The following is a 23,186-nucleotide window of genomic DNA, read 5'->3' as shown; positions in this document are numbered from 1 at the left end:
CGCCGCGCCTTGCACCGGGCGTTGCACCTGCTAAGGGACGGGCGATGACGCTGGATCTGCCGCGCTGGCGGGGCCGGTAGCCAGCCCACGCACCCTACGCACGAAAGCACAGCACCGACATGGCGAAGATCAAGGTGAAAAACCCGGTCGTCGAACTCGACGGCGATGAAATGACCCGGATCATCTGGCAATGGATCCGTGAACGGCTCATTCTTCCGTATCTCGATATCGACCTGAAATATTATGACCTGTCGGTCGAAAAACGCGACGAAACCAACGACCAGATCACCATCGATTCGGCCAATGCCATTGCGCAGTACGGTGTCGGTGTAAAATGCGCGACGATCACCCCCGATGAACAGCGCGTCGAAGAATTCCACCTTAAGAAAATGTGGAAATCGCCCAACGGCACGATTCGCAACATTCTGGGCGGGGTGGTGTTTCGCGAACCGATCGTGATCCGCAACGTGCCGCGGCTGGTGCCGGGCTGGACCGACCCGATCGTGGTTGGCCGCCATGCCTTTGGCGACCAGTACAAGGCCACCGACACGCTGATCCCCGGCCCGGGCAAGCTGCGGCTGGTGTGGGATGGCGACAACGGCGAAAAAATCGACCTCGACGTGTTTGATTTCCCCAGCGCGGGCGTCGCCATGGCGATGTACAACCTGGACGATTCGATCCGCGATTTCGCGCGCGCCAGCCTTAACTATGGTCTCAACCTGGGTTGGCCGGTGTACCTGTCGACCAAGAACACCATTTTGAAGGCCTATGACGGGCGGTTCAAGGACCTGTTCCAGGAAGTCTTTGAGACCGAAGGATTCCAGGAAAAGTTTGCCGCCGCCGGCATCGAATATCAGCACCGCCTGATCGACGACATGGTCGCATCGGCGCTGAAATGGTCGGGCAAGTTTGTCTGGGCGTGCAAGAACTATGACGGCGATGTGCAGTCAGACACGGTTGCCCAGGGGTTCGGCTCGCTGGGCCTGATGACCTCTGTACTGATGAGCCCCGATGGCAAGACGATCGAGGCGGAGGCGGCGCATGGCACCGTTACCCGCCATTATCGCCAGCACCAGCAGGGCAAGCAGACCTCGACCAACCCGATCGCGTCGATCTTTGCGTGGACCCGCGGGCTGATCTACCGCGGCCGCTTTGACGACACCCCCAATGTGGTGGCGTTCGCCGAAACGCTGGAACGCGTATGCATCGAAACCGTTGAAAGCGGCAAGATGACCAAGGATCTGGCGATCCTGATCGGCCCCGATCAGCCATGGATGACCACCGAAAAGTTTTTCGACGCGATTGTCGAAAACCTGGGTACCGCGATGGCCACACCGGCCTGACCGCGCGCCGGCCCGCCTGGGCCCGCACATCTTTCAAAAAGGGGGCCCCGGTCGGCGACCGGGGCCCCCTTTTCTTTGTGCTTTCTGCGGATGGCCCCCACGGCCCGCCATTGCCGACCTGCCCTTTGGTGCCAGCGGCGGCGGCACCCACGTCGCATACGTTAAATGACGCATAGGCGGCGAAGCGGTTGTTTCCCATAGGCAAAATTAACAAAAGTAAACCTGCGACGGCCATTTCCAAACCCGCAGCAGCAATCGGTAACCGGCAAGCACCAGCGCCAGATCAAGCGCCACGGAACCTGCCGGATAGAAAAAGAACACAAGACCATGAGGGCCGCATGACCAATCGAACTGCCATCCGCTGGGCTTTGCTGTCCGCCACCACCCTGTTCGGCCTGGGGCCAATTGCCGCCTGTGCTGCCGACGCGGCACCCGACGCCGCGGCCGCGTCCACCAACACGAACGAACAGACCATTGTGGTAACCGCCACCCGCCGCTCCACCTCGCTGCAGGACGTGCCGATCAACATCAGCGCGGTTTCGTCGCAGGCGCTGCAGGCGCAGCATATCGACGATGTGCACAATCTGGGGGCCATCACACCCGGGCTGACAATCCGCGACACCGGGCCGAGCAGCAACGGTACGGTGATCATGCGCGGCCTATCTGCCAATGACACATCATCGCAGGGCAACGACTATGACAATGCGCTGGCGATCTATCTTGGCGAAACCCCGATTTATGCCGATTTTAAATTCATGGACATCGCACGGGTCGAAACTCTTCTGGGGCCGCAGGGCACGCTCTACGGCGAAGGCACGTTGGCCGGGGCGATCCGCTATCTGCCCAACCGCCCCAACCCCGACAAGTGGGAAGGCCGCGTCAACATGCGCATGTTTGGCGAAAGCCACGCGCATTCGCCCGGCGCCGATGTCGATGGCACGGTCAACATTCCGCTGATTGCGGGCAAACTGGCGCTGCGGTCATCGGTTGGTTATTGGAACAATCCCGGTTTCATCGACTATGTCGGTATCGTCAACCAACCCGGCGTGTCCAATCCACAACCCGGTGGCCAGATTGGTGGTCCCTATACGTCGACTGCCGCTTTCCCCGAAGCACCGGGCGTCATCGTCGGCGCCGACCCGGTCACTGGTGCGGCGCCGGTAGGCTGGAACGTCAACAACGCCACGCCCGCGCAAATGGCGGCAAATGTTCACACTGTGAATGGCGTCAATTTTGAAGAGACCTTTTCGATGCGCCACACGCTGGGCATCTTTGCGGTCGATGGCCTGCGCGCCTATCTGACATGGGCGCATCAAACGACACGCACCAACGGCGATCAGATCAACAGTGGCGGCGTGCTTGGCACCGGTCGGTATGAGGCTTCAAAGCGCTATATTGAGCCCGAACAGCGCACAGCCGATCTTTATGCGATCGAGATCGAGGCTGATATTGGCCATTTGGCGCAACTGGTTTCTGACACCGCGTGGACCAAACAGAAAACATTTCGTCAGCGCGATAACACCGATCTGTTGCTCGACCTGAATTATGGCTACGAACAGTTTCCAAATTTTACCAGCTACAACCTTCAGAACACCAGCCGCATTCAGTTCAATCAGGAAATTCGACTGGTTTCCAAACACGGTGGCCCAATCAGTTGGACACTGGGCGGTTTTTACAACAAGATGAGTTATGCCAGCAATTATCACGAAGTGGTCCCGGGTTTCCCGGCCTTTGCTGGCGTCGATCGCCCCGACGAATGGGAATATGCATCGTTCGTGCGCAGCTCCAACGAAGAAAAGGCGGCCTTTGGTGAAGCGACCGTAAACTTCACGCCGAAATTCCAGATCACCGGCGGACTTCGCTATTTCCATTACAAGGCCATAATCAACGGTGGTTCAACATTACCACTTTACGCGCCCTATCCCGATGTCCCTTATGAAGGTGCACAGGGCGAGACATCAAAAAGCGGCGCGGTATGGAAGTTGAATACCTCATACAAATTCAGCCGCGATTTTCTGGCTTATTTCACCTTTTCAAAGGGTTATCGGCTTGGCGGCATCAACGATGTCGCACCGTGCCCGCCCGTGCTTGATCCCGACAAGCAAAACTTGTGCGCATTGCCTAACGAATTGATTTATGGCCCCGATATTACGTACAACAAGGAGATCGGAATCCGTTACTCGCTTTTTGGTGGCAAACTGCGTGGTGCGCTGGCGGCCTACACCATCCTGTGGAACGGGCCGCAATTGGCTACAGTGACCGTGAACGGCGCGATCGGCATCACTGTCAACGGAAGCAAGGCCGTGTCCAAGGGCATCGAAATGACGTTCGCCGCCAAGCCGACAGACGGCCTGACGATTAGCGGCAACTATTCCTATAACGATGCCCATCTGACTGCAAACGTGCCGAATCTGATCCACTATGGCCATGGTGGCAAGACATCGACAGACGCACTGGCGGGCGGTCGCCTGCCAGGCTCGGCGAAGCATTCTGGCACGCTGGCCGTCGATTATGATGTGCCAGTGGGAATGAATCGCCTGAACTTCAACATGTCGGCCACTTATAACGGTGATGTGTTCACACGCCCGGGCAATCAGGGTTTCGGCCAGAAATTGCCTGCCTATGTTACCAGCCGCGGATCAATCGGCTACAAATTTGTCGATCAGGACTTTGAAGTGAAGCTCTATGCCGACAACCTGTTCAACAAATACGCGGTGACCGGGGTTGGCAACAACCTCAGCAACCGCATCATCGATAACGGCTTTGCCTCACGCTTTTACACCCAAAGCGTGCTGACCCCGCGTCGTGCCGGGATCGAATTGACCAAGACGTTCTGATTGGGCCGGCGCGGTGGCGGGTACGCCAGCCACCGTGCCAGTCAATCGACGGCAATCCCGCATTTGCGAAACACATCGCGCACCGGTGCCATGTGCGCCGCATAGCGTTTCCACCGGCCCAGCGAATCGCTGTTGATCGGGCGACGCACCTGTTGCGCGCTGGGGGTGGCGACCGCGCCGCCGGACTTGTGAAAATCCAGGCACGCAGCATCCCACGGCAGCCCGCAATGCGCCAGCAGCGCGCGGGTCTGCGCCTCCGGATCGGCCAGCAGGTCTTCATAACGCAGTTCCATCACGGATGCGGGAAACTGCGTGCGCCAGAACGCCATCAGGCGCGCAAACCCCGCATAATAGCGCGCCGTATCAGCCACATCATAGCTGTACCCGTAATAGGGCGAGGCAAGCGCGAACAGGTGTTTGAAATTGCTCCACACGCTGTCCATCGGATCGCGCCGCAAACACACGATCCGCGCATCGGGAAACGCCCGCGCGATATAGCCAACGTACAGAAAATTCAGCGGAAATTTGTCGACCAGGTGCGCTCCCCGGTCGATCGCCGCCTGCGCGCCGGCCTGTGTCGCCACCTGCGCCATATAGGCAGCGGCGACTGCGGCGGGTTCAACCGTGCCTGCCGCCACAATCGTCTGGTCATCCAGCACCAGCCGTGACGGCGTTTGCGTCAGCCGCTTTATCGCCAGCGGCATCGCCTGCAATTCGCCCAGGCTGTGCACCAGCGGTTGCGCCCCCAGAATGCGATCGACCAGCGTGGTGCCCGTCCGTGGCAATCCCACGATAAAGATCGGCGCGCTGCCCGCCGACGCGCCTGCAGACCCGGAGAAATACGAAAGGTCGGCAAAGCTGGCCTGCAAGGCAGCGAAGACCGCCGCATCGGCATCGGCGCGATAGCCGATATGGGCCTTGTGCGCGCGGTTGGCGGCATCGAGATGCGCAAACGCGGCGTCACTGGCGCCCAGATCCTCGTGCTCTTTGGCGGCGGCATAGTGCAGGCGCACCCGTTCGCCATGGTCGCGCGCAGCGGGCAGAACCGCCTCGATCCGTGCAATATGGTTATGCTGCGCCGTTTGCCGCGCCAATCCGGCCAGCCCGTAATGCGCCGCGCCATTGGCCGGATCGCGCGCGATCATCGCCTCATACTGGACAGCGGCCGCTTCGGTCTCGCCAAAAAATCCCAGGCTGCTGGCATAGTTGAACCGAAACGACAGCACGTCCGGCTCGGCCCCGACCGCGCGCGCAAACAGCGGCAATGCATCGCCATGATCGCCCAGCCGCGCCAGCACACAGCCCAGCGTATCCAGCACCAGCGGATCATCGGTCGGCAGCGCCATCGCCAGCACCGCCGCATCACGCGCCGCCTGATCCCGCTGCAACTGGATCAGCAGCCGGGCCAGCTGGGCGGCGTATTCGGCATTGTCGGGCGCAAGATCGGCCGCGCGCTGCACCTGCCCCAAGGCATGAACCATATGCCCGGTTTCCGCGAGCGCGACCCCCAGCACGAACCGCGCCTCCGCCAGTGCGGGATCGGCCCGCGCCAAGCCTTCCGCAATCTGCGCCGCCCGCGCAAAATCCCCGGTGCCCAGCGCCAGACGTGCCGCGACCAGCGCAGGCGCATTCGGGCCCTGACTCATTGGTGGCTCATTTGGGCTGATGGCCGGCAAACCACGCGATGATGCGATCCATCCGGTCGCGCATGAAACTGGGCCGGTGGATGCCGTGGAAGGCGCCCGGATAGGCCACCAGCCGGGTCGGCACCCCGGTCAGCCGCAGCGCCTGGTACATCTGCTGCCCACCGACCAACGGCACATTGTCATCGGCCATGCCGCCCATGAACAACGTTGGCGTGCGGACCCGGTCGGCATGGAGCAGCGGTTCAGACAGTTTCAGCCACAGATCCGGGTTTTGCCACGGCAGGCCGATTTCCTGCCAGTACTGGTGCACATACTGGTCGACGCCGAACAACGCCAGGATGTTGCCTTCGCCCGCACCGCTCATCGCCGCCTTGAACCGGGGTTCGCGCACGATCAGAAAATCGGTCAGGATGCCGCCATAGCTCCACCCGCCAACCATCAGCCGGTCGGGATCGGCGATGCCACTGGACACCGCCCAATCGACAGCGGCATCCAGATCCTTCACCTCTTTGTTGCCCCAATCCGCGGCGATGGTGGCGGAATAGTCCTGCCCGCGCCCCGAACTGCCGCGGTAATTGACCGCCAGCACGGCATAGCCCTGCGCCGCCAGCATCTGCCGCAGCGAATTTTCGGCACCCGGTTCCAGATCGTGCGCATCCTGCCCGGTCGGGCCACCGTGAATCCACAGCACCGTGGGATAGCGCTTGCCCGGCTGATACCCGGCCGGGCGAAACAGCATGCCGTGCACATCATTGCCATCGCTGGCGCGCGCGCTGAAATCTTCTGGCACGCTCCACGCCACGGCGTCGGACACTGCCACGTTGTGCGCCGACAGGCGCGTCAGCTTGCCACCGTTCAGCACGTGGACCTCGCTCGGGCTGCCATCGGCGCTGGCGATGACCGCGCGCGGGCCCTTGCCGCCGTCAGTGGCTGCGCATTGGTCAGCGATGGCCACGACCGGGGTGTTCAGCCGCTGAAAAGCACCAGTTGCGGGGTCGATCGTGACCGCGAATTCCCGGCGATCCTCGCTCAGCAGGCCGCCGACCAGCCCTTTGCCTAGGGGTACCGGATTGGCGATTTCCTTGTCCACCGCCGCCGGCAACGACCGCGTGATACCAGTGGCCAGATCGGTTTCGGACAGCAAAGGCTGGCTGTAATCGCTGGTCTTTGGCGTCGACAGCCCGACCGTATGGACAATCCGCCTGCCATCGGCCGACCACACCAGCGCCTGCCCGCTGGTGCTGCCGAAACGCGCGACCACGCGCGGTTGCACATTGGAGGTCTGGGCATCGGGAACTGCTGCCACGACCTCCAGCCAAGCTGTATCAGGCGCGGCGGGATCGGTGCGGTGGCTGGCCACAAACGCGATTTCGCGGCCATCGGGCGACCATTCCATTGCGCTTTCGTCCCACGGCCCCGGCGCGGTCAGGCGGCTGAGCTTGCGCGTGGTCATGTCGAACAGCCACAAGTGATCATGGCTGGTCGCGGTCAGAAACCCGACCGTATCCTGTTTGATCTGCACATCATCGATCACCAGCGGCAGCGGGCGTTTGGGATCATCCGCCGGCGGTTTGGGCGCCGCATCGGTCATTGCAATCACCAGCCGTTTGCCATCGGGCGAAAAACGAAAAGCCGAAATGTCACCCTCCAGCGCGGTCAGGCGTTCAGCCTCACCCCCCTGCCGGTCGAGCAGCCAGATCTGATCATGCTCATCCTTGCCGCGCGTGGCGGTAAAGGCGATGCTGCGCCCGTCCGGGCTGAACTGCGGGCTGCCGGCGTCGCTTTCGGCAGCGGTGATCGCGCGCGGCGCGCCAACCGCAAGATCGGCCAGCCAGATGCGTGACCGGCGCTTGTCGGCCTTCAGATCGCTGGTGGTGGTCACCCAGGCCGCGGTGCGCCCATCGGCCGAACAGGCCAGGCCATGCACGCTGACCAGCGCCATCAGATCATCGGGGGTAACCGCGTGGCGTGCCGCTGGCGCCCCGGCGCCTGCCAGCGCGATTCCGGGCAAGGCCACAGCCACCGCCGCAGCAGCCCATTTACGCAGTTTACTGGTACGCATCGCTTCCCCCGCTTTTCGTTGCATGAAAGCAGGTTACGGGCAGTAGCGCGTGCCGCCAAGGGGGGTGCCCGAAAAGGTTGGCGGGTTCAGCCGGCGATCACGGCGCGCACCGCGGCAATCGCCGCCGCCGCACTGCCACCATCGGGCCCGCCGCCCTGCGCCATGTCGGGCCGGCCACCGCCGCCCTTGCCGCCCAGCGCGGCCACGCCGGCGCGCACCAGATCGACCGCGCTGACCCGGCCAACCAGGTCGTCGGTGACCGCGGCGGCAATGCTGGCCTTGCCATCGTTGACCGCGACAATCGCCGCCACGCCCGAACCCAGCCGTTGTTTGGCCGCATCGAGCAGCCCGCGCAGATCTTTGGGATCAAGCCCGTCAAGCACCTGGCCGCTGAACTGCACGCCATTGACGGTTTCATCCGCTGTGCCCGCGCCGGACGTGCCGCCGCCCAGCGCCAAAGCCTTTTTCGCCTCGGCCAGTTCGCGTTCCAGCTTGCGCCGTTCGTCCAGCAGCGCAGCCACGCGCGCCTCCACCTCATCGGGGGTGGTGCGCAGCAGGCTGGCGGTGTGCTTCAACGCTTCGTCACGCCCGACCAGCCAGGTCCGCGCGCCTTCGCCGGTCAGCGCCTCGATCCGGCGGATACCTGATGATACCGCGGATTCAGAAATCACGCGAAACACGCCGATATCGCCCAGCGCGCGCACATGGGTGCCGCCGCACAATTCCAGCGAATAGGCGTGATCACCATCGGTCGTGCCCATCGTAAGCACGCGCACTTCATCGCCATACTTTTCGCCAAACAGCGCCATCGCGCCGGCCTCGATCGCTTCGTCGGGGGTCATCAGCCGGGTGGTGACCGGGGTGTTGGCGCGGATCTGCGCGTTCACTTCGGCCTCGATCACCGCGATATCATCGGGCGTCAGCGCGACCGGTTGCGAAAAGTCAAAGCGCAGGCGTTCGGCCGCAACCAGGCTGCCCTTTTGCGTGACATGCCCGCCCAGCCGGTTGCGCAGCGCCTGGTGCAACAGGTGCGTGGCCGAATGGTTGGCACGCAGCGCATCACGGCGGGTGGTGTCGATCGCCAGCCGCACGACATCGCCGGTGCGCACGGTGCCGCTGGCAATCACGCCCACATGCGCGTGCAGTTTGCCCAGCGGTTTTTGCGTGTCGCTGATAGCGATCACCAGGCCGGCGGCGGCAGTAGCGCCCGCAATCGTGCCGGCATCGCCCTGTTGCCCGCCGGATTCGCCATAGAATGGCGTCTGGTTGGTCAGCACGGTGACTGTATCGCCGGTGGTGGCTTCGTCCACTTCGCGGCCATCGCGCACCAGCGCGACCACCTGCGCCTCACCCGTGGTGGCGGTGTAACCGGTAAATTCGGTGGCGCCGGTGCGTTCGGCAATGTCGAACCACACTTCGCTGTCGGCCGATTGCCCCGAGCCCTTCCACGCGGCGCGCGCGGCAGCCTTTTGCTGCGCCATCGCCGCGTCAAACCCGGCGCGATCGACATGGATACCGCGCGCACGCAGGGCGTCCTCGGTCAGGTCATAGGGGAAACCAAACGTGTCATACAGTTTGAACGCGGTTTCGCCGGGCAGCTTGTCGCCCTGTGTCAGCCCGGTGGTGGCATCGTCGAGCAGGCGGATGCCGTTGGCCAGGGTCTGGCGGAACCGTGTTTCTTCGCGCTCCAGCACTTCTTCGATCAGCGCGCGGGCGCGGCCGAGTTCGGGATAGGCGGCGCCCATTTCGGTGATCAGCGCGGGCACCAGCCGGTGCACCAGCGGTTGCGCAGCACCCAGCAGATGCGCATGGCGCATGGCGCGGCGCATGATCCGGCGCAGCACATAGCCGCGCCCTTCGTTCGATGGCAGCACGCCGTCCGCCAGCAGGAAACTGCACGACCGCAGATGGTCGGCAATCACGCGGTGGCTGGCGCGGTTTTCACCCTCTGCCTTCACCCCGGTCAGGCTTTCGCTGGCGGCGATCAGCGCGCGAAAGGTGTCGGTGTCGTAATTGTCATGCTGGCCCTGCATCACCGCGGCGATGCGTTCCAGCCCCATGCCGGTATCGATGCTGGGGCGCGGCAGGCTGCCGGTGATTTCGCCCGCCGTCTGTTCAAACTGCATGAACACGAGATTCCATATCTCGATAAAGCGGTCGCCGTCTTCTTCGGGCGATCCCGGCGGGCCGCCCCAGATGTGGTCGCCGTGGTCGTAAAAGATCTCGGAACACGGCCCGCACGGGCCATCATCGCCCATCGCCCAGAAATTGTCCTTGGTGGCGATGCGGATGATGCGGTCTTCGCTGATCCCGGCGATTTTCTGCCACAGCGCGTGCGCCTCATCATCGGTGTGATAGACCGTGACCAGCAGCTTGTCCTTGGGCAGGCCCCATTCCCGCGTCAGCAGCGTCCACGCATGGGTGATCGCCTGTTCCTTGAAATAATCGCCGAACGAAAAATTGCCCAGCATTTCAAAGAACGTGTGGTGCCGCGCGGTATAGCCGACATTGTCCAGATCGTTGTGCTTGCCCCCGGCGCGCACGCATTTCTGCGATGACGTGGCGCGCGGCGTGGCCCGCGTTTCCAGCCCCGTAAACACGTTCTTGAACGGGACCATGCCCGCATTGGTGAACATCAGCGTGGGGTCGTTGTACGGCACCAGCGGCGCCGACGGCACGATGTCGTGGCCCTGTGCGCCAAAGTAGTCGAGAAAGGACCGGCGGATTTCGTTCGTTGATGTCATGGCATGGTCGATTAGGCGAGCAGGCGCGCAGGAACAAGCGGGTTTCAGCGTTATGCGTGATCGGATTGCGCGGTCACGATCCACGCCGACGCCGGCAATGCGATCTGACCGTGGTGGAGGTGCGTTTCCAGCACGCCCGCCATCGCGGCCAGCAGCTGCGCCCGGTCATCCCCCGCCACTGTGGCCAGGCGCGCCGCTGCCGGGCCGATCCGTGCAAAAAAGCCGATCGCATCGGCCACCGGATCATCGCCCGCGCCCGCCACGTAGGTGAAATCCACCGGCGTGAACGTCAGGTTGGCCCATCCTGCCAGACAGCGCTGTGCATGATCGGGATCGGCAAAGGCAAAAGGACCCGGCCCCAGGGGATCAGCCGGCGCGGCAATTGCCGCCGGCAGCACGCCATCAAACAGATTGGCCCACGGATTGTGCTGGCGCCCGCGAAAACAGCTGAACACCATGTGCGCACCCTGTGCCGATTGCGCGGCCAGATGGCGGAACACCGCGGGCGGATCGGCAAAGAACATCACGCCGTGGCGGCTGACCAGCAGATCGGGCGCGCCATCGGCATCGCGATATTCCGCCGCATCGGCGTGGCGAAAGCGCACATGGCGCGCGCCGGTTTCGGCCGCACGCTGGCTGGCAGCGGCGATCAGATCGCTGGAGATATCGATGCCGGTCACCTGGGCGTTGGGCCGCGCGCGGGCCACACCCAGGCTCAAATCACCGGCGCCACAGCCGATATCGAGCACGCGGGTGCCAGCCTGTGCCGCGATCGCCGCCAGCAGATGCGGCGTAAACGCGGCAAAGCTGCGATCGGTGCGCCGCCATTCATCCGCCCAGGCGCGCCCGACGCGGCCCTGCCATTCCGCCCCGCCGGTCATGACCCGAAATAGACCCCGCTCTTTTCGCGGGCGCGCTGCCACGCCGGGCGAGCATGAACGGCGGCGGCAAAGGCCGCCAATTTGGGATACGTCGCTGCCGCCTGCATCGCCGCAATTTCCGCCGGAAAGCTGAGCATGACATCGGCGCCGGTCCAGCCATCGCCGATAAAATGCCCCGACGGGCGCAGGATCGATTCGAGGTAGCCGAAATGCGCCGCCAGCTGTTCATCGATGCGCGGCTGCAGCGGTGCCCCGCCCTCCCCCAACCGCGAAACATACAGGTTGAGCAGGATCGGGGTCATCGCCGAACCTTCGGCAAAATGCATCAGTTCCAGGTGGCGCAGCGCATCATCGCTGCCCGGCGCCGGCAGCCAGCTATCCGCGCCATAGCGTTCGCACAGCACTTGCACGATCGCGCCCGATTCCTCGATCATGCGCCCATCGATTTCCAGCAGCGGCGATTTGCCCAGCGGGTGCACCGCCTTCAATTCGGGTGGCGCCAGATTGGTCACCGCATCGCGCTGGTAGTGTGCGATTTCATACGGCACACCCAGCTCTTCCAACAGCCACAGCACGCGTTGCGACCGGCTGTTGTTCAGATGGTGGACGACGATACCCATAACCTTGCTCTCCCGCGATGCGCTGTTGGCGCGCAACAGAGCCCGACCGGGCGGCGTGGTCAAGTGGGCCAGCGCGTTATCCGGCCTTCTTCGCCTTGTGCGCGGCCAGCAGTTCATCCAGTTCGTCGATCCGCATGCGTTCGGGCGTACCTTTGGGCAGGCCTTTCAGGCGGCAGGCGGCCCACAGACTTTTGCGTTCGGCCTCCAGTGCTTTCAGATAGAGATCAGCCATGGTGCGGGTCCTTATTTCGGCGCCTTGCGGCTGCGCGCATAGCGCTGCGCCAGGCTGCCGGTGTTGCTGTCGTCTTCCGCCGTCAGCTTGCGCCAGCGGGCGAGGCGTTCGGGCGTGAGTGTGCCTTGTACCATTGCCGCGCGGATCGCGCACCCCGGCTCGGTTTCATGGCTGCAATTGGTGAAACGGCAGTCCAATGCCAGCGCGACGACATCGTCAAACACTTCGGCCAGCCCTTCGGCAGCGTCGACAATCTGAAATTCACGCATCCCCGGCGTGTCCATCAACCAGCCGCCGCGCGCCAGCCTATGCATTTCGCGTGCGGTGGTGGTGTGGCGGCCTTTGCCATCGTGTTCGCGCACTGCCTGCGTGGCGATGGTGTCGGTCCCGCGCATGGTGTTGACCATGGTCGATTTGCCAACGCCCGATGATCCCAGCAACGCGACCGTTTCACCGGGTCCGCACAAAGCGGCCAGCCGCGCCACGCTGGCGGGGTCTTTTGCGTTGACCAGTTCAACCTGCAACCCCGGCTGCAGCGCGCGCGCCTGATCGGCATAGTGTTCCGGATCATCGGCGCGGTCGATCTTGGTCAGCACCACGACCGGCGTGACGCCAACCTCGCGCGCCAGCACCAGATAACGTTCGAGCCGGGGAATGTTGAAATCCTGGTTGCACGACGCGACCACGAACAGCGTATCGACATTCGCCGCCACCAGTTGCAACCGATGGTCACCACCGGGCGCGCGGCGTTTGAAGAGGCTGGCGCGGGTGAGGATGCGCACAGGTGTGCGGGCGTCGCGGCTGATCAGCAGCCAGTCGCCGACCGTCGGGCGGTCCTCTTCACCAGTGGACGCGGGCAGATGCGACGGGATCGTGCATTCCAGCCCGGCGCCGGCGACCGCGATCATGCCGCGATGCACCGTCATGACCCGCACCGGCAGGCACGTATGCCCCTCGTCCGCCGAAACCTGGGCGCTGAAAAACGGTTTCCAGCCCAGTTCGGCAAGCGCGGGGTCGATCGTGTCCACGGGCAATGCGCGTTATTCCGGCGCCTTGACCGGCTCAACGGGGGCGAGTGCGGCGCGTTCGGCGGCCTTGGCACGGGCCAGATTGGAAACGATGGCGCGCTTGTGGCGACGGTTGACCGAACGGATATTGGGCATGGGGTATCCTGTCTGCTGATTTTCAGCGGTTGCGCGTGCCCAATCGGAATGACACCGGCGCGGGTGCGACCCCTTGGTCATAAACCGGTGCGGCTGACAAGCGCTGATCGCGCGCCGGGCAATCACGCCCACAGCACCATGCCCAGCAAAACCAGCATCGTCAGCAGCGCGGCATAGACCAACAGCCAGGTTACGGGGCGCGGTATACGCGCCAGATCGGGCCGCCCGATCGGGTAATTCAGCCATAATTCGGCACCGATCGGCGGGTTGGGCCGACTGCTGAACACTTGATCGACCACTTCGATCGACTGGCCATCCAGATCGAACACCAGCCGTGCGGCATAGGCGCGCTGGCCATCGTCCCAACTGGTGCTGTGCCCAACGACCTTTGCCGGCACGCGAACGCTGGCACGGGTCAGCCGCACCCAGTCGCGCCGCGCGGTAACCCACAGCGCAAACAGCACCAGCGCCACGCCAATCCAGCCCATCGCCTGCCTCATGCCACGGCGATACCAGCGCATGGTTGCGAATTGGTGAGAGAACCGCACCGATGGTGGCACTGGATAAGCGACGACCCATCCGCTAGGCCAATGCCCTATGACCAAACCGTTTGAACGCCATCGCCAGGCCTGGACCCCCGATGAAATCCAGAAGCTGCATACCCTGGCCAAAAAGGGCATGGCGCTGAAGGCCATCGCCAAGGCGCTGACCCGCAGCGAGGAATCGGTAAAGGAGCGCGCCAAGGCCGATCAGCTGGGCATCAACAAATTGCGCTGACGCCCGGCTCATCGGCAACCGGTAGGATCAATCCAGCGATGCCAGCGCGCGATCAAGATCGTCGATCAGGTCGGTGGCATCCTCAATCCCGCAGGAATAGCGGATCAGCGCTTCTGGTATGCCAAGCGCGGCGCGGTCCTGCGGTGTCACCTCGACATGGCTGGTCATGCCCGGCAGACCAGCCAGCGTATTGACCGAACCAAGGCTGGCGGCGCGGTGAACCAGTTTGAGCGCGTCCAGCAGGCGTATCGCCGCGGCCTCACCGCCAACCATTTCAAAGCTGAGCACCCCGCCAAATCCGCTCATCTGTTTGGCCGCCACGTGATGCGACGGGTGGCTGGCAAGACCCGGATAGAACACCGCCGCCACGCGCGGATCGCGTTCCAGATGCTGTGCCACAGCCAGCGCGGTCGCATTCTGGCGTTCCACCCGCAGCGCCAGTGTTTTCATGCCCCGCAACAGCAAATAGGCCGCAAACGGAGCCAGCGCCGCACCGGTGATTTCACGATAGCGATAGACGGTATCGACCAGATCGCGCCGCCCGACCAGCACGCCGCCAATCGCATCGTCGTGCCCGCCCAGGAATTTGGTGGCGCTGTGCACGACCAGATCGGCCCCCAGCGCGATCGGCCGCGTGTTGATCGGCGAAGCAAAGGTGTTGTCCACCATCAAAAGCGCGCCGACCGACCGCGCGGCGGCGGCCATGCGATGCAGATCGATCACCTTCAGCGTGGGATTGGTCGGAGTTTCAACATAGACCAGGCGGCACCCCGCGCGCACCGCAGCCTCAAGCGCATCGGCATCGTCGGTTGACACCAGCGTGACGGTCACACCCATCGGTTCCAGCAATTCCATAAAGATGCGGCTGGTCGCGCCATAGGCATCCTTGATCGACACCACGTGATCACCGGCACGCAGCACGGCAAACAGGGTGTTGGAAATTGCTGCCATGCCGCTGGCAAAGGCGATCGCGGACTCACCACCTTCCATCAGGCGGCACTTTTCCTCAAACACCGCGACGGTTGGATTGGTGTTGCGGCTATAGATATCGCCCTTGGCATCACCGTCGATCACGGCGCGCCAACTGGCAACATCGGGATAGGCAAAGGGCGCGCTCTGCACGATCGGCACTTGCGCTGCGCCATAACCATGGGGCTGCTGTTCGCCGCCCCAGGCGGCAAGGGTCGACAGGCCAAGTTCGTTGCGCAGCATGGGAATCTCCGGGTTGTGTCCGGCCGGTTTAACAACCCTGGCTGGCGTTTGGCGCCTATTTCCGGCAGGGATGCGGCGAAATCCGCCGGGGAGGTCTCATTTGTTGCTCGACGCGCTTGATCACGCGATTCTGCAGGTTGTGCAGCGCGACAACCAGATCACCCATGAGGCGCTGGGTGCGCGTGTCGGCCTGTCACCGTCATCCTGCCGCCGCCGTCTGGCCGCGCTGCGCAAGGCAGGTGTGATCGTGGCGGATGTCGCGATTGTCGATCCGGGCAAGATCGGCCTGAACATCACCCTGCATGTGCTGGTCACGCTCGACCGCGATGCGGCAGAGGCGCACCGTGCGTTCCGGGCGATCGTCGCCACCGCTCCAGAAGTGCTGTCGTGCCACTATGTGACCGGGCCGGCGGACTATCTGGCAACGATCTGCGTTGCCAGCATGGCGGAATATGAAGCGATGTCGGACCGGTTGTTCAGCGGTTCGCCGGTGCAACGGGTGGAAACGATGGTGGAAATGCGCTGCGTAAAACGCGCGACCATGCACAGTGCAGTGTGATGGCGATGCGCAATACCTGAACTGTATCGGCACGCACTCTTGAGCAAAAAGAAACCGGCGCGTTCCTTCCGGGGAACGCGCCGGTCTTTGGACTGGCGGTGATTGGCGATGGGTCCGGGACAATTGTCCCGGGTCAGCGCCGCAGATCGGGAGGGATCACCGCCCGAAGGTCATGAATCGTCGTCCGCGTCCGGACCGGCCATCATGCCTTCAGCGACCACATCGGTGCGGCTGCGGATCGCAGCTTCGAGGCGGTCGGACATTTCGGGATTGTTGCGCAGGAAGGTCTTGGCGTTTTCACGGCCCTGGCCGATCCGCGTCGAATCATAGCTGAACCACGAACCGGACTTTTCGACAATGCCGGCCTTGACCCCCAGATCGAGGATTTCACCGATCTTGGAAATGCCTTCGCCATACATGATGTCGAATTCGACCTGTTTGAACGGCGGGGCCACCTTGTTCTTGACCACTTTGACGCGGGTGGTGTTGCCGACGATTTCTTCGCGATCCTTGATCTGGCCGATGCGACGGATGTCGAGCCGGACCGAGGCGTAGAATTTCAGCGCGTTGCCGCCGGTGGTGGTTTCGGGGTTGCCATACATCACCCCGATTTTCATGCGCACTTGGTTGATAAAGATCACCGTGCAGCGCGAACGGCTGATCGAGCCGGTCAGCTTGCGCAGCGCCTGCGACATCAAACGCGCCTGCAGGCCGACATGGCTGTCGCCCATTTCGCCCTCGATTTCGGCGCGTGGCACCAGCGCGGCGACCGAATCGACCACCAGCACATCGACCGCGTTCGACCGCACCAGCGTGTCGACGATTTCCAACGCCTGTTCACCGGTATCAGGCTGCGACACGATCAGGTTGTCGATATCGACGCCCAGCTTTTTGGCATAGGCCGGGTCAAGCGCGTGTTCGGCATCGACGAACGCGGCGGTGCCGCCAATCTTCTGCGCCTCGGCAATGCAATGCAGCGCCAGCGTGGTTTTGCCCGAGCTTTCCGGGCCATAGATTTCGACGATACGCCCGCGCGGCACACCGCCGATGCCCAGCGCGATATCCAGCCCGAGCGAGCCGGTGGACACCGCCTCGATCTGCATGGTTTCCTTTTGGCCCAGTTTCATCACCGAGCCCTTGCCGAATGCCCGGTCGATCTGGGCGAGCGCTGCATCGAGCGCCTTCTGCCGGTCCATTGTTTTGTCTTTGCCTTCCTGAATGAGCTTGAGCTGGGCCGCCATGGCTTTGCACTTCCCTTGCTAGAGTTGGCCGACTAGGACCGTCAACACCAGCTTTGTACCCGCTTCGTTCCGTTAGAACAAGAGGGGAACAAATATTTTTCGCCAAATTCGCGGCAAATGATCGCAAGCACTTAGCAGCAATGGCCTTTTTATGGCCACGCCGCAGATCCAGCCAACGCGGTTGGACGGCAGGTTGCAGCCGCAACAGGGCTTTGGCCCTGCACAACGCAGCGTTGCCATGCGCCGGATGCGGCCCGGTCACCCCCATGGCACGCGAATCGGTGATCCTATGTCGCCACGCCGCGCAGCACGTCTTCGACCGCAGTCACGATCTGTTGCACCGAAAACGGTTTTGGCAGGAAATGCATGTTGGGAATGTTGATTTCGCGCCGCAGCGTTTCCTCCGCATAACCCGACATGAACAGGAACGGCAATTCGGGGCGGCGCGCGCGGATTTCGCGGGCCATGGCCGGGCCATCCATCGTCGGCATGACCACGTCGGACACGATCATGTCGAACTTGCCGCCCGCTTCATAGGTGCGGACCAGCGTTTCCAGCCCTTCTTCGCCATCGGACGCGGTCACCACTTCAAACCCCTGCCGCACCAGCGCGCGTTCGGCGACGGCGCGCACGGTGTCTTCATCTTCCACCAGCAGCACGCGCCCGCCGTGGGTCCATTTCTGCCGGCGCGGCTCTGGCAACTGCGCGCGCGCCGCCTCGGCCAGTTCGGCCGCGTTGGAGACATGGACCGGCAGGTAAATGGTAAAGCGGGTCCACTGCCCGGGTTCGCTGGTGACGAAAATGAACCCGCCCGATTGTTTGACGATGCCATAGACCGTCGACAGGCCCAGGCCGGTGCCCTTGCCGCGGTCCTTGGTGGTGAAAAACGGTTCAAAGATCTTGTCGATCTGCGCCGGCCGGATGCCGTGGCCGGTGTCCTCCACAATCAGCGCGGTGTAATCGCCGATCGGCAGGACATCGTTCTTCATCGCGCGCACCTGGTCGGCGGTCACGCGGCGGGTGATCAGTTTCAGCACGCCGGGCACTTTGCTGTCGGCCATCGCATCGCGCGCGTTGACCGCCAGATTCAGCAGCACCTGTTCCAATTGCACCGGATCGGCACGCACCGCGCCCAGCCCGCGATCATGCGTCACCTCCAGCGTGATGCGTTCGCCGATCAGACGTTTCAGCAACGTGGAAACCTCTGCCACCACGTCGGGCAATTGCAGCACTTGCGGGCGCAAGGTCTGCTGGCGCGAAAAGGCCAGCAATTGCCGGGTCAGGCTGGCGGCACGGTTGGAATTGGCTTTGACCTGCTGGATGTCGTCATAATCGCTGTCACCCGGGGTGTGGCGCATCAGCATCAGATCGCAATAGCCGATGATCGCGGTCAGCACGTTGTTGAAATCGTGCGCAACACCGCCCGCCAATTGCCCGACCGCCTGCATTTTCGACGCCTGCGCGATCTGGTGTTTGAGCCGGGTTTCCTCGCTCGAATCCTTCAGGCTGAGCAGCACTGCGCAATCGCCCAGCCCGCGCACCGCCGCCAGCCCCATCAGCACCGGTTCGTCCGGGGTGGCGTGCAACCGCACCGCAACATCGCCCGACGTGGTCGCGCCCTGGGTATGGCGCCGCACTGCATCGGCCAGCGCCCCCTTGTCCTCACCGATCACCAGATCCGATGGATAGGGTGGCGGCGTGGGGCCATCATGCCCGGCCACGCGCAAGAACGCCGAATTGGCAAAGACAAAACGCCCGTCGCGATCGACCATCGCCAGCCCCAGTGGCAGCCGTGACAGCAGCGCTTCTATCTGTGGCAATCCGGCGCGGGCATCGCCGACCCCGGCGTTGCTGTCGATGATCAGGAACAGCGAGGGCACTTTGGCCGGGTCGACCGGTTCGCCCGCATCGGGATCGGCAATCGGCACGTGCAGAAACCGCACCGGCAGCCCGGCGCCGTGTTCCTGCGCAAAATAGATGTCCTGCTGGGCGTCCGCCTCAAAATAACCGACAAAGTCGCTGCCCGCCAGATCGCCGGCGTCAGAGCCGGTGGCACGCGCGGCAAAGGCGCGGTTGGCGATCAGAATGCGGCCATCGGGCGCGACCACTGCGGCCTGAATGCCTTCGCGGCCCAGCGCGCGGCCGGGCTTGCCCCCAATCGCGGCCATGGCATCGGCGACCGGATCAGCGCGCACGACCGGGGCCAGCCGCCAGATCAGGTGGTCTTCGCCCCGCCCGGCGCGCAGCACCGACAGTGAAAACGTGCCGCTGGCCGCGGTCACCGCGTTGACATGCGCGGCGCCATCGCGCCAGGCCACACGCGCCGCTTCATCCGCGCGGGCCGGGTCCGCCGCGCCCAGCGGCAGGCGCGGCGGCGCCGCCGTGCCAAACCATTCGGTAAACCGCGCATTGGCACAGACCAGCCGCCCGGCGCGATCGGTAATCGCCACGCCCACGCTGTCATGGTCCAGCGCGGCATGGGTGACCGACCAGTCGGGGCCGGCCAGTTCGGCCACCGCCGGCCGCGGCCGCAGCGCCAGCCCGGCGGCCATGACCGCGCCCAGCACCACCACGCCACCGCCATAGCCCGCCGCGATCAGCATGCTGTGCGCCACCAGGCCCACGGTCGCCACGCTGATGCACAGCAAGAGCCCGATCAGCACACCATCGCGCCACGGGTGCCGCACCGGATCGGCATCGCGGGGCAAAGCGCTCATTGGCCGGAAATCCGCGCACGCCCGGTATGCAGCCGTTGCCGACGCCGCACCGCGACGCGCCAGCGCCACAACCGCGCCGCCACCACATGGCCGAGCACAGACATGATCACCGCCAGCACGATCAACCCCAGCCCCAGCGCAGGCGCGGCATCGCTGCCGATCCACGCCAGCCATTCGGCCCGCGATGCGCCACGGTCGATCATCGCGGTGATCGCGGCAAGGTCAGCGTGATAGCCGAACCGGTTGCCGATCATCGCCGCCGCCGGCAGGATCATGAACACGATGGTCGGCGGGATCGCCACAAAAGTGCTGGCCGCGGCAACCGGGATATTGGCGCGCAATGGCACGCACAACAGCACAGCGCCAACCACCTGCAGCCCCGGCACCATCACAAAGATGCCGACAAACAATCCCACCGCCACGCCACGCGGCACGGTGCGGCGGGTAAACCGCCACAATTGCCCGCGCGCGACCAGCGGCGCGAACATCGGACCGAACAGCCGGTGACGCGCCAGGCCGTCACGATTCGGCATGAGGGCTTTGGCCCGGACAAGGATTCGATCTTTCATGAACCCACACGGTTAGGCCAATCGGTGGGCAAAGGTACAGCCCCCCGCTGTGCAATCACCGGCAAAGCGTGTGCGTTGCGCGGTCACCGCCCGCATCGCTGCACCGCACGCGCCCTGCCCTTGGGGGTACTTTTGCGCAATTTTGGCCCGATCGGGCTGATTTTGCCTTCGCCACGGCTGTAATTTGGCTACCACTTCGCCATATTGCCGCCGTTAATGTGTGTCAGGCCCAATGCGTGACGCGCCGCGCCGGACCGATCCCCGCGTACATACGGAGAATTTTGTTTTGCCACCTGCCACGATTCTGCCGCGTCAGCCCGCGAATGGCACCGCCAGTGCCCCGCCGCCGGCGTCGCGCATCGTGCTGTCTGGCGTGGCCGATGACCGTGATCTGCTGCGCACCGCGGCCGAACTGACGCGCGATCTGCAACGCCCGAACCCGCGCATCTATTGGCCCGATGCCCTGGGGTCGGCGCTGCTGGGCTATGCCATGGTGGCCGGCGCGATTTTTGCGCATTCGCCGTGGATCGCGCTGGCGTGCGGGCTGGTAGCGGTGCTGGCGCTGTACCGCGCCACCCTGTTCATTCACGAAATCACCCACCTGAACCACGCCGCACTGCCCGGTTTCCGGTTGGTATGGAACGCCGTGGTCGGCGTGCCGACGATGCTGCCCTCATTCATGTACGAAGGCATCCATACCCAGCACCACACCCGCGTGAAATATGGCACCGCCGAAGACCCCGAATACCTGCCACTGGCGCTGATGAAGCCATGGTCGCTACCACTGTTTTTCATCGTCGCGGTGTTCATGCCGATCGGGTTGATCGTGCGGTTTGGCGTGCTGGGCCCGCTGTCAGTGGTTATCCCGCCGCTGCGTCGGGTGGTGCTGGAACGGTTTTCCGGGCTGCAGATGAACCCGCTCTATCGCCGCCGCCCGCCCGAAGGTGAATTTGCCCGCCAATGGTTCTGGCAGGAACTGGGCGCATCGGTGGTGGCGGTATCGATTATCGGCGCCACGGTGACCGGTCTGCTGCCGCTGCACGCGCTGCTGGTCTATGGCGCAGTCATCGCGGGCGTCGCGCTGTTGAACCAGGCGCGCACATTGGTCGCGCACCGCTGGGAAAACGAAGGCGATCCGCTGACAGTAACCGCCCAGTTCCTGGACAGCACCAATGTGCCCGACGGGTTTCTGCCGTGGCTGTGGGCGCCGGTCGGCCTGCGCTTTCACGCGCTGCACCACCTGTTGCCCAGCCTGCCCTATCACGCATTGCCCACCGCGCACCGCCGCATCGTGGCGGCGATGGGACCCCATTCGACCTATGCGCGCGCCAATTACCCCACCTTGCGCGGGTTGCTGGGGCGTTTGTGGGCCAGCACGACCGCGCGGGCGCAGGGGCCAGCGCGTCCGCAGTGAAACCCATGCCACCCTATCGCCTGACCATTCCCGATCATCCCGACACCGCCGACCGCGAAGCGGTGCTGGCGCCGTTAAGAGCATTCAACATTGCGCAGGCGGGCGATCCGCGCATCCGGCCCGTGGCGATCCTGCTGCATCACGATCATGGCGCGACCGCCGGCGGGCTGTGGGGCCGCATTGGTTTTGACTGGATGTTTGTCGAACTGCTGGTGGTGCCCGAAGACGCGCGCGGCCAGGGGCTGGGCCGACAGCTGATGGCGCAGGCCGAAACGATCGCGCGCGATGCCGGGTGCAACGGCATGTGGCTGGATACGTTCGAATTTCAGGCGCGCGGGTTTTACGAAAAGCTTGGGTTCAGCCTGTTCGGCACGCTGGATGATTATCCGACCGGGCAGCACCGCTATTTCATGATGAAGCGGTTGTAGCGCGGTGGTTCGATGGCCTGTTTCCAGCGACTAAATATTTCAAATATAAAAAACTCCGCTCAGGCTGAGCTGATCTGGATAATGTGGCAATAAACTGGCAGGGTCAGTACGCGGGCCTGCTCCAACCCACCCCAATCACCCGTGTTCGCGCATGATGCGCGCTTTGTCGCGCTGCCAGTCGCGGTCTTTGCTGGTGGCGCGTTTGTCGGCGGCGTTTTTGCCCTTGGCCAATGCCAGTTCGACCTTGGCGCGGCCGCGGCTGTTGAAATAGACTGACAGCGGCACCAGCGTCATGCCCTTGCGTTCGACCGCGCCGTGAAACTTGGCGATCTCGCGCTCTTTCAACAGCAGTTTACGCACGCGTTTGGGTTCGTGGTTGTACCGGTTGCCGTGGCTGAATTCGGGAATGTTGGAATTCACCAGCCAGACTTCGCCGTTTTTCACCTCGGCATAGCTTTCGGCGATCGACCCCTGGCCAAACCGCAGCGATTTGACCTCGGTCCCGGTCAGCGCGATCCCCGCCTCATAAACATCGTCGATAAAGTATTCGTACCGCGCACGCCGGTTTTCGGCGACGATCTTGGTCTTTTCGAATTCGGGAGGAGTGGGGCGCGCCATGGTTTGGCCGCATGTAGGGTGATGCGCGCACAATTGCAAAGGTGCATGAGAGTCTGTTTGAAAAGTGCCGCCCACCGCCCCGCACCCCCGGCCCATCCGCCCACAGGATACCTTGAATGGGCG

General features: G+C 63.6%; 20 protein-coding genes. 6 read left to right on the top strand and 14 right to left on the bottom strand.

Annotated elements, in window-relative coordinates; all coding sequences use genetic code 11:
• Positions 1-119: 119 nt before the first annotated feature.
• Positions 120-1,343 (top strand): NADP-dependent isocitrate dehydrogenase, encoded by a 1,224-nt coding sequence (locus ABWP89_RS14080; RefSeq protein ID WP_353230055.1) that lies wholly within the window; start codon positions 120-122, stop codon positions 1,341-1,343.
• Between the two features lie 338 nt (positions 1,344-1,681).
• Complete coding sequence (locus ABWP89_RS14075; RefSeq protein ID WP_353230054.1) at positions 1,682-4,180, top strand: TonB-dependent receptor; 2,499 nt, start codon at positions 1,682-1,684, stop codon at positions 4,178-4,180.
• A 41-nt stretch (positions 4,181-4,221) separates the two neighbouring features.
• On the opposite strand, the gene ABWP89_RS14070 is transcribed toward ABWP89_RS14075, so the two are convergent.
• From ABWP89_RS14070 to ABWP89_RS14030, 9 genes are all read right to left on the bottom strand, one after another.
• Positions 4,222-5,826 carry a tetratricopeptide repeat-containing sulfotransferase family protein gene (locus tag ABWP89_RS14070; RefSeq protein WP_353230053.1) on the bottom strand — a complete coding sequence of 535 codons (1,605 nt, stop codon included), beginning with the start codon at positions 5,824-5,826 and terminating at the stop codon, positions 4,222-4,224.
• 7 nt (positions 5,827-5,833) lie between these two features.
• Positions 5,834-7,888 (bottom strand): S9 family peptidase, encoded by a 2,055-nt coding sequence (locus ABWP89_RS14065; RefSeq protein ID WP_353230052.1) that lies wholly within the window; start codon positions 7,886-7,888, stop codon positions 5,834-5,836.
• A gap of 86 nt (positions 7,889-7,974) precedes the next feature.
• Positions 7,975-10,632 (bottom strand): alanine--tRNA ligase, encoded by a 2,658-nt coding sequence (gene alaS, locus ABWP89_RS14060; RefSeq protein WP_353230051.1) that lies wholly within the window; start codon positions 10,630-10,632, stop codon positions 7,975-7,977.
• 50 nt (positions 10,633-10,682) lie between these two features.
• A complete protein-coding gene (locus tag ABWP89_RS14055) occupies positions 10,683-11,513 on the bottom strand; it encodes a class I SAM-dependent methyltransferase (protein WP_353230049.1) in 831 nt (276 codons plus the stop codon).
• A complete protein-coding gene (locus tag ABWP89_RS14050; protein WP_353230048.1) occupies positions 11,510-12,133 on the bottom strand; it encodes a glutathione S-transferase family protein in 624 nt (207 codons plus the stop codon). The genes ABWP89_RS14055 and ABWP89_RS14050 overlap by 4 nt, the downstream gene beginning before the upstream one ends.
• A 76-nt stretch (positions 12,134-12,209) precedes the next feature.
• Positions 12,210-12,365, bottom strand: coding sequence for a hypothetical protein (locus tag ABWP89_RS14045; protein ID WP_353230047.1), 156 nt, complete (start codon positions 12,363-12,365; stop codon positions 12,210-12,212).
• Positions 12,366-12,376: 11 nt separating this feature from the next.
• Positions 12,377-13,393, bottom strand: coding sequence for a ribosome small subunit-dependent GTPase A (gene rsgA, locus ABWP89_RS14040; protein WP_353230045.1), 1,017 nt, complete (start codon positions 13,391-13,393; stop codon positions 12,377-12,379).
• A 12-nt stretch (positions 13,394-13,405) separates the two neighbouring features.
• On the bottom strand, positions 13,406-13,528 hold the full coding sequence (locus ABWP89_RS14035; RefSeq protein ID WP_353230044.1) for a hypothetical protein: 123 nt from the start codon (positions 13,526-13,528) through the stop codon (positions 13,406-13,408).
• 122 nt (positions 13,529-13,650) lie between these two features.
• On the bottom strand, positions 13,651-14,028 hold the full coding sequence (locus ABWP89_RS14030) for a DUF3592 domain-containing protein (RefSeq protein WP_353230042.1): 378 nt from the start codon (positions 14,026-14,028) through the stop codon (positions 13,651-13,653).
• Between the two features lie 97 nt (positions 14,029-14,125).
• Here ABWP89_RS14030 and ABWP89_RS14025 point away from each other — a divergent pair, with 97 nt between their 5' ends.
• The gene (locus ABWP89_RS14025; RefSeq protein WP_353230040.1) at positions 14,126-14,305 is read left to right on the top strand and encodes a hypothetical protein; all 180 of its coding nucleotides are present in this window, start codon (positions 14,126-14,128) and stop codon (positions 14,303-14,305) included.
• A 27-nt stretch (positions 14,306-14,332) separates the two neighbouring features.
• On the opposite strand, the gene ABWP89_RS14020 is transcribed toward ABWP89_RS14025, so the two are convergent.
• Complete coding sequence (locus ABWP89_RS14020; RefSeq protein WP_353230039.1) at positions 14,333-15,517, bottom strand: aminotransferase class I/II-fold pyridoxal phosphate-dependent enzyme; 1,185 nt, start codon at positions 15,515-15,517, stop codon at positions 14,333-14,335.
• Positions 15,518-15,617: 100 nt separating this feature from the next.
• Between ABWP89_RS14020 and ABWP89_RS14015 the strand changes: the two genes are divergently transcribed.
• Positions 15,618-16,076 (top strand): Lrp/AsnC family transcriptional regulator, encoded by a 459-nt coding sequence (locus tag ABWP89_RS14015; RefSeq protein WP_353230038.1) that lies wholly within the window; start codon positions 15,618-15,620, stop codon positions 16,074-16,076.
• 170 nt (positions 16,077-16,246) lie between these two features.
• On the opposite strand, the gene recA is transcribed toward ABWP89_RS14015, so the two are convergent.
• The 3 genes from recA to ABWP89_RS14000 form a co-directional block, all read right to left on the bottom strand.
• On the bottom strand, positions 16,247-17,317 hold the full coding sequence (gene recA / locus ABWP89_RS14010) for a recombinase RecA (protein WP_353230037.1): 1,071 nt from the start codon (positions 17,315-17,317) through the stop codon (positions 16,247-16,249).
• 287 nt (positions 17,318-17,604) lie between these two features.
• The gene (locus tag ABWP89_RS14005) at positions 17,605-20,034 is read right to left on the bottom strand and encodes a hybrid sensor histidine kinase/response regulator (RefSeq protein ID WP_353230035.1); all 2,430 of its coding nucleotides are present in this window, start codon (positions 20,032-20,034) and stop codon (positions 17,605-17,607) included.
• Positions 20,031-20,567: a DUF2062 domain-containing protein gene (locus ABWP89_RS14000; protein WP_353230034.1), complete on the bottom strand. Its 537-nt coding sequence runs from the start codon at positions 20,565-20,567 to the stop codon at positions 20,031-20,033. The genes ABWP89_RS14005 and ABWP89_RS14000 overlap by 4 nt, the downstream gene beginning before the upstream one ends.
• 394 nt (positions 20,568-20,961) lie before the next feature.
• Here ABWP89_RS14000 and ABWP89_RS13995 point away from each other — a divergent pair, with 394 nt between their 5' ends.
• Together ABWP89_RS13995 and ABWP89_RS13990 are read left to right on the top strand one after the other, a co-directional pair.
• Entirely contained in the window at positions 20,962-22,017 is a 1,056-nt protein-coding gene (locus ABWP89_RS13995) for a fatty acid desaturase family protein (RefSeq protein ID WP_353230089.1), read from the top strand.
• 5 nt (positions 22,018-22,022) lie between these two features.
• Positions 22,023-22,445, top strand: coding sequence for a GNAT family N-acetyltransferase (locus ABWP89_RS13990; protein WP_353230033.1), 423 nt, complete (start codon positions 22,023-22,025; stop codon positions 22,443-22,445).
• Between the two features lie 135 nt (positions 22,446-22,580).
• Here ABWP89_RS13990 and smpB read toward each other — a convergent pair whose 3' ends face one another.
• Positions 22,581-23,063 (bottom strand): SsrA-binding protein SmpB, encoded by a 483-nt coding sequence (smpB, locus tag ABWP89_RS13985; RefSeq protein WP_353230032.1) that lies wholly within the window; start codon positions 23,061-23,063, stop codon positions 22,581-22,583.
• Between the last annotated feature and the right edge of the window lie 123 nt (positions 23,064-23,186).

The sequence above is a fragment of the Novosphingobium sp. genome, from assembly GCF_040398825.1.
In the GTDB taxonomy this organism is placed as follows: Bacteria; Pseudomonadota; Alphaproteobacteria; order Sphingomonadales; family Sphingomonadaceae; genus Novosphingobium.
This window is presented reverse-complemented; position numbering and strand designations above follow the sequence as displayed.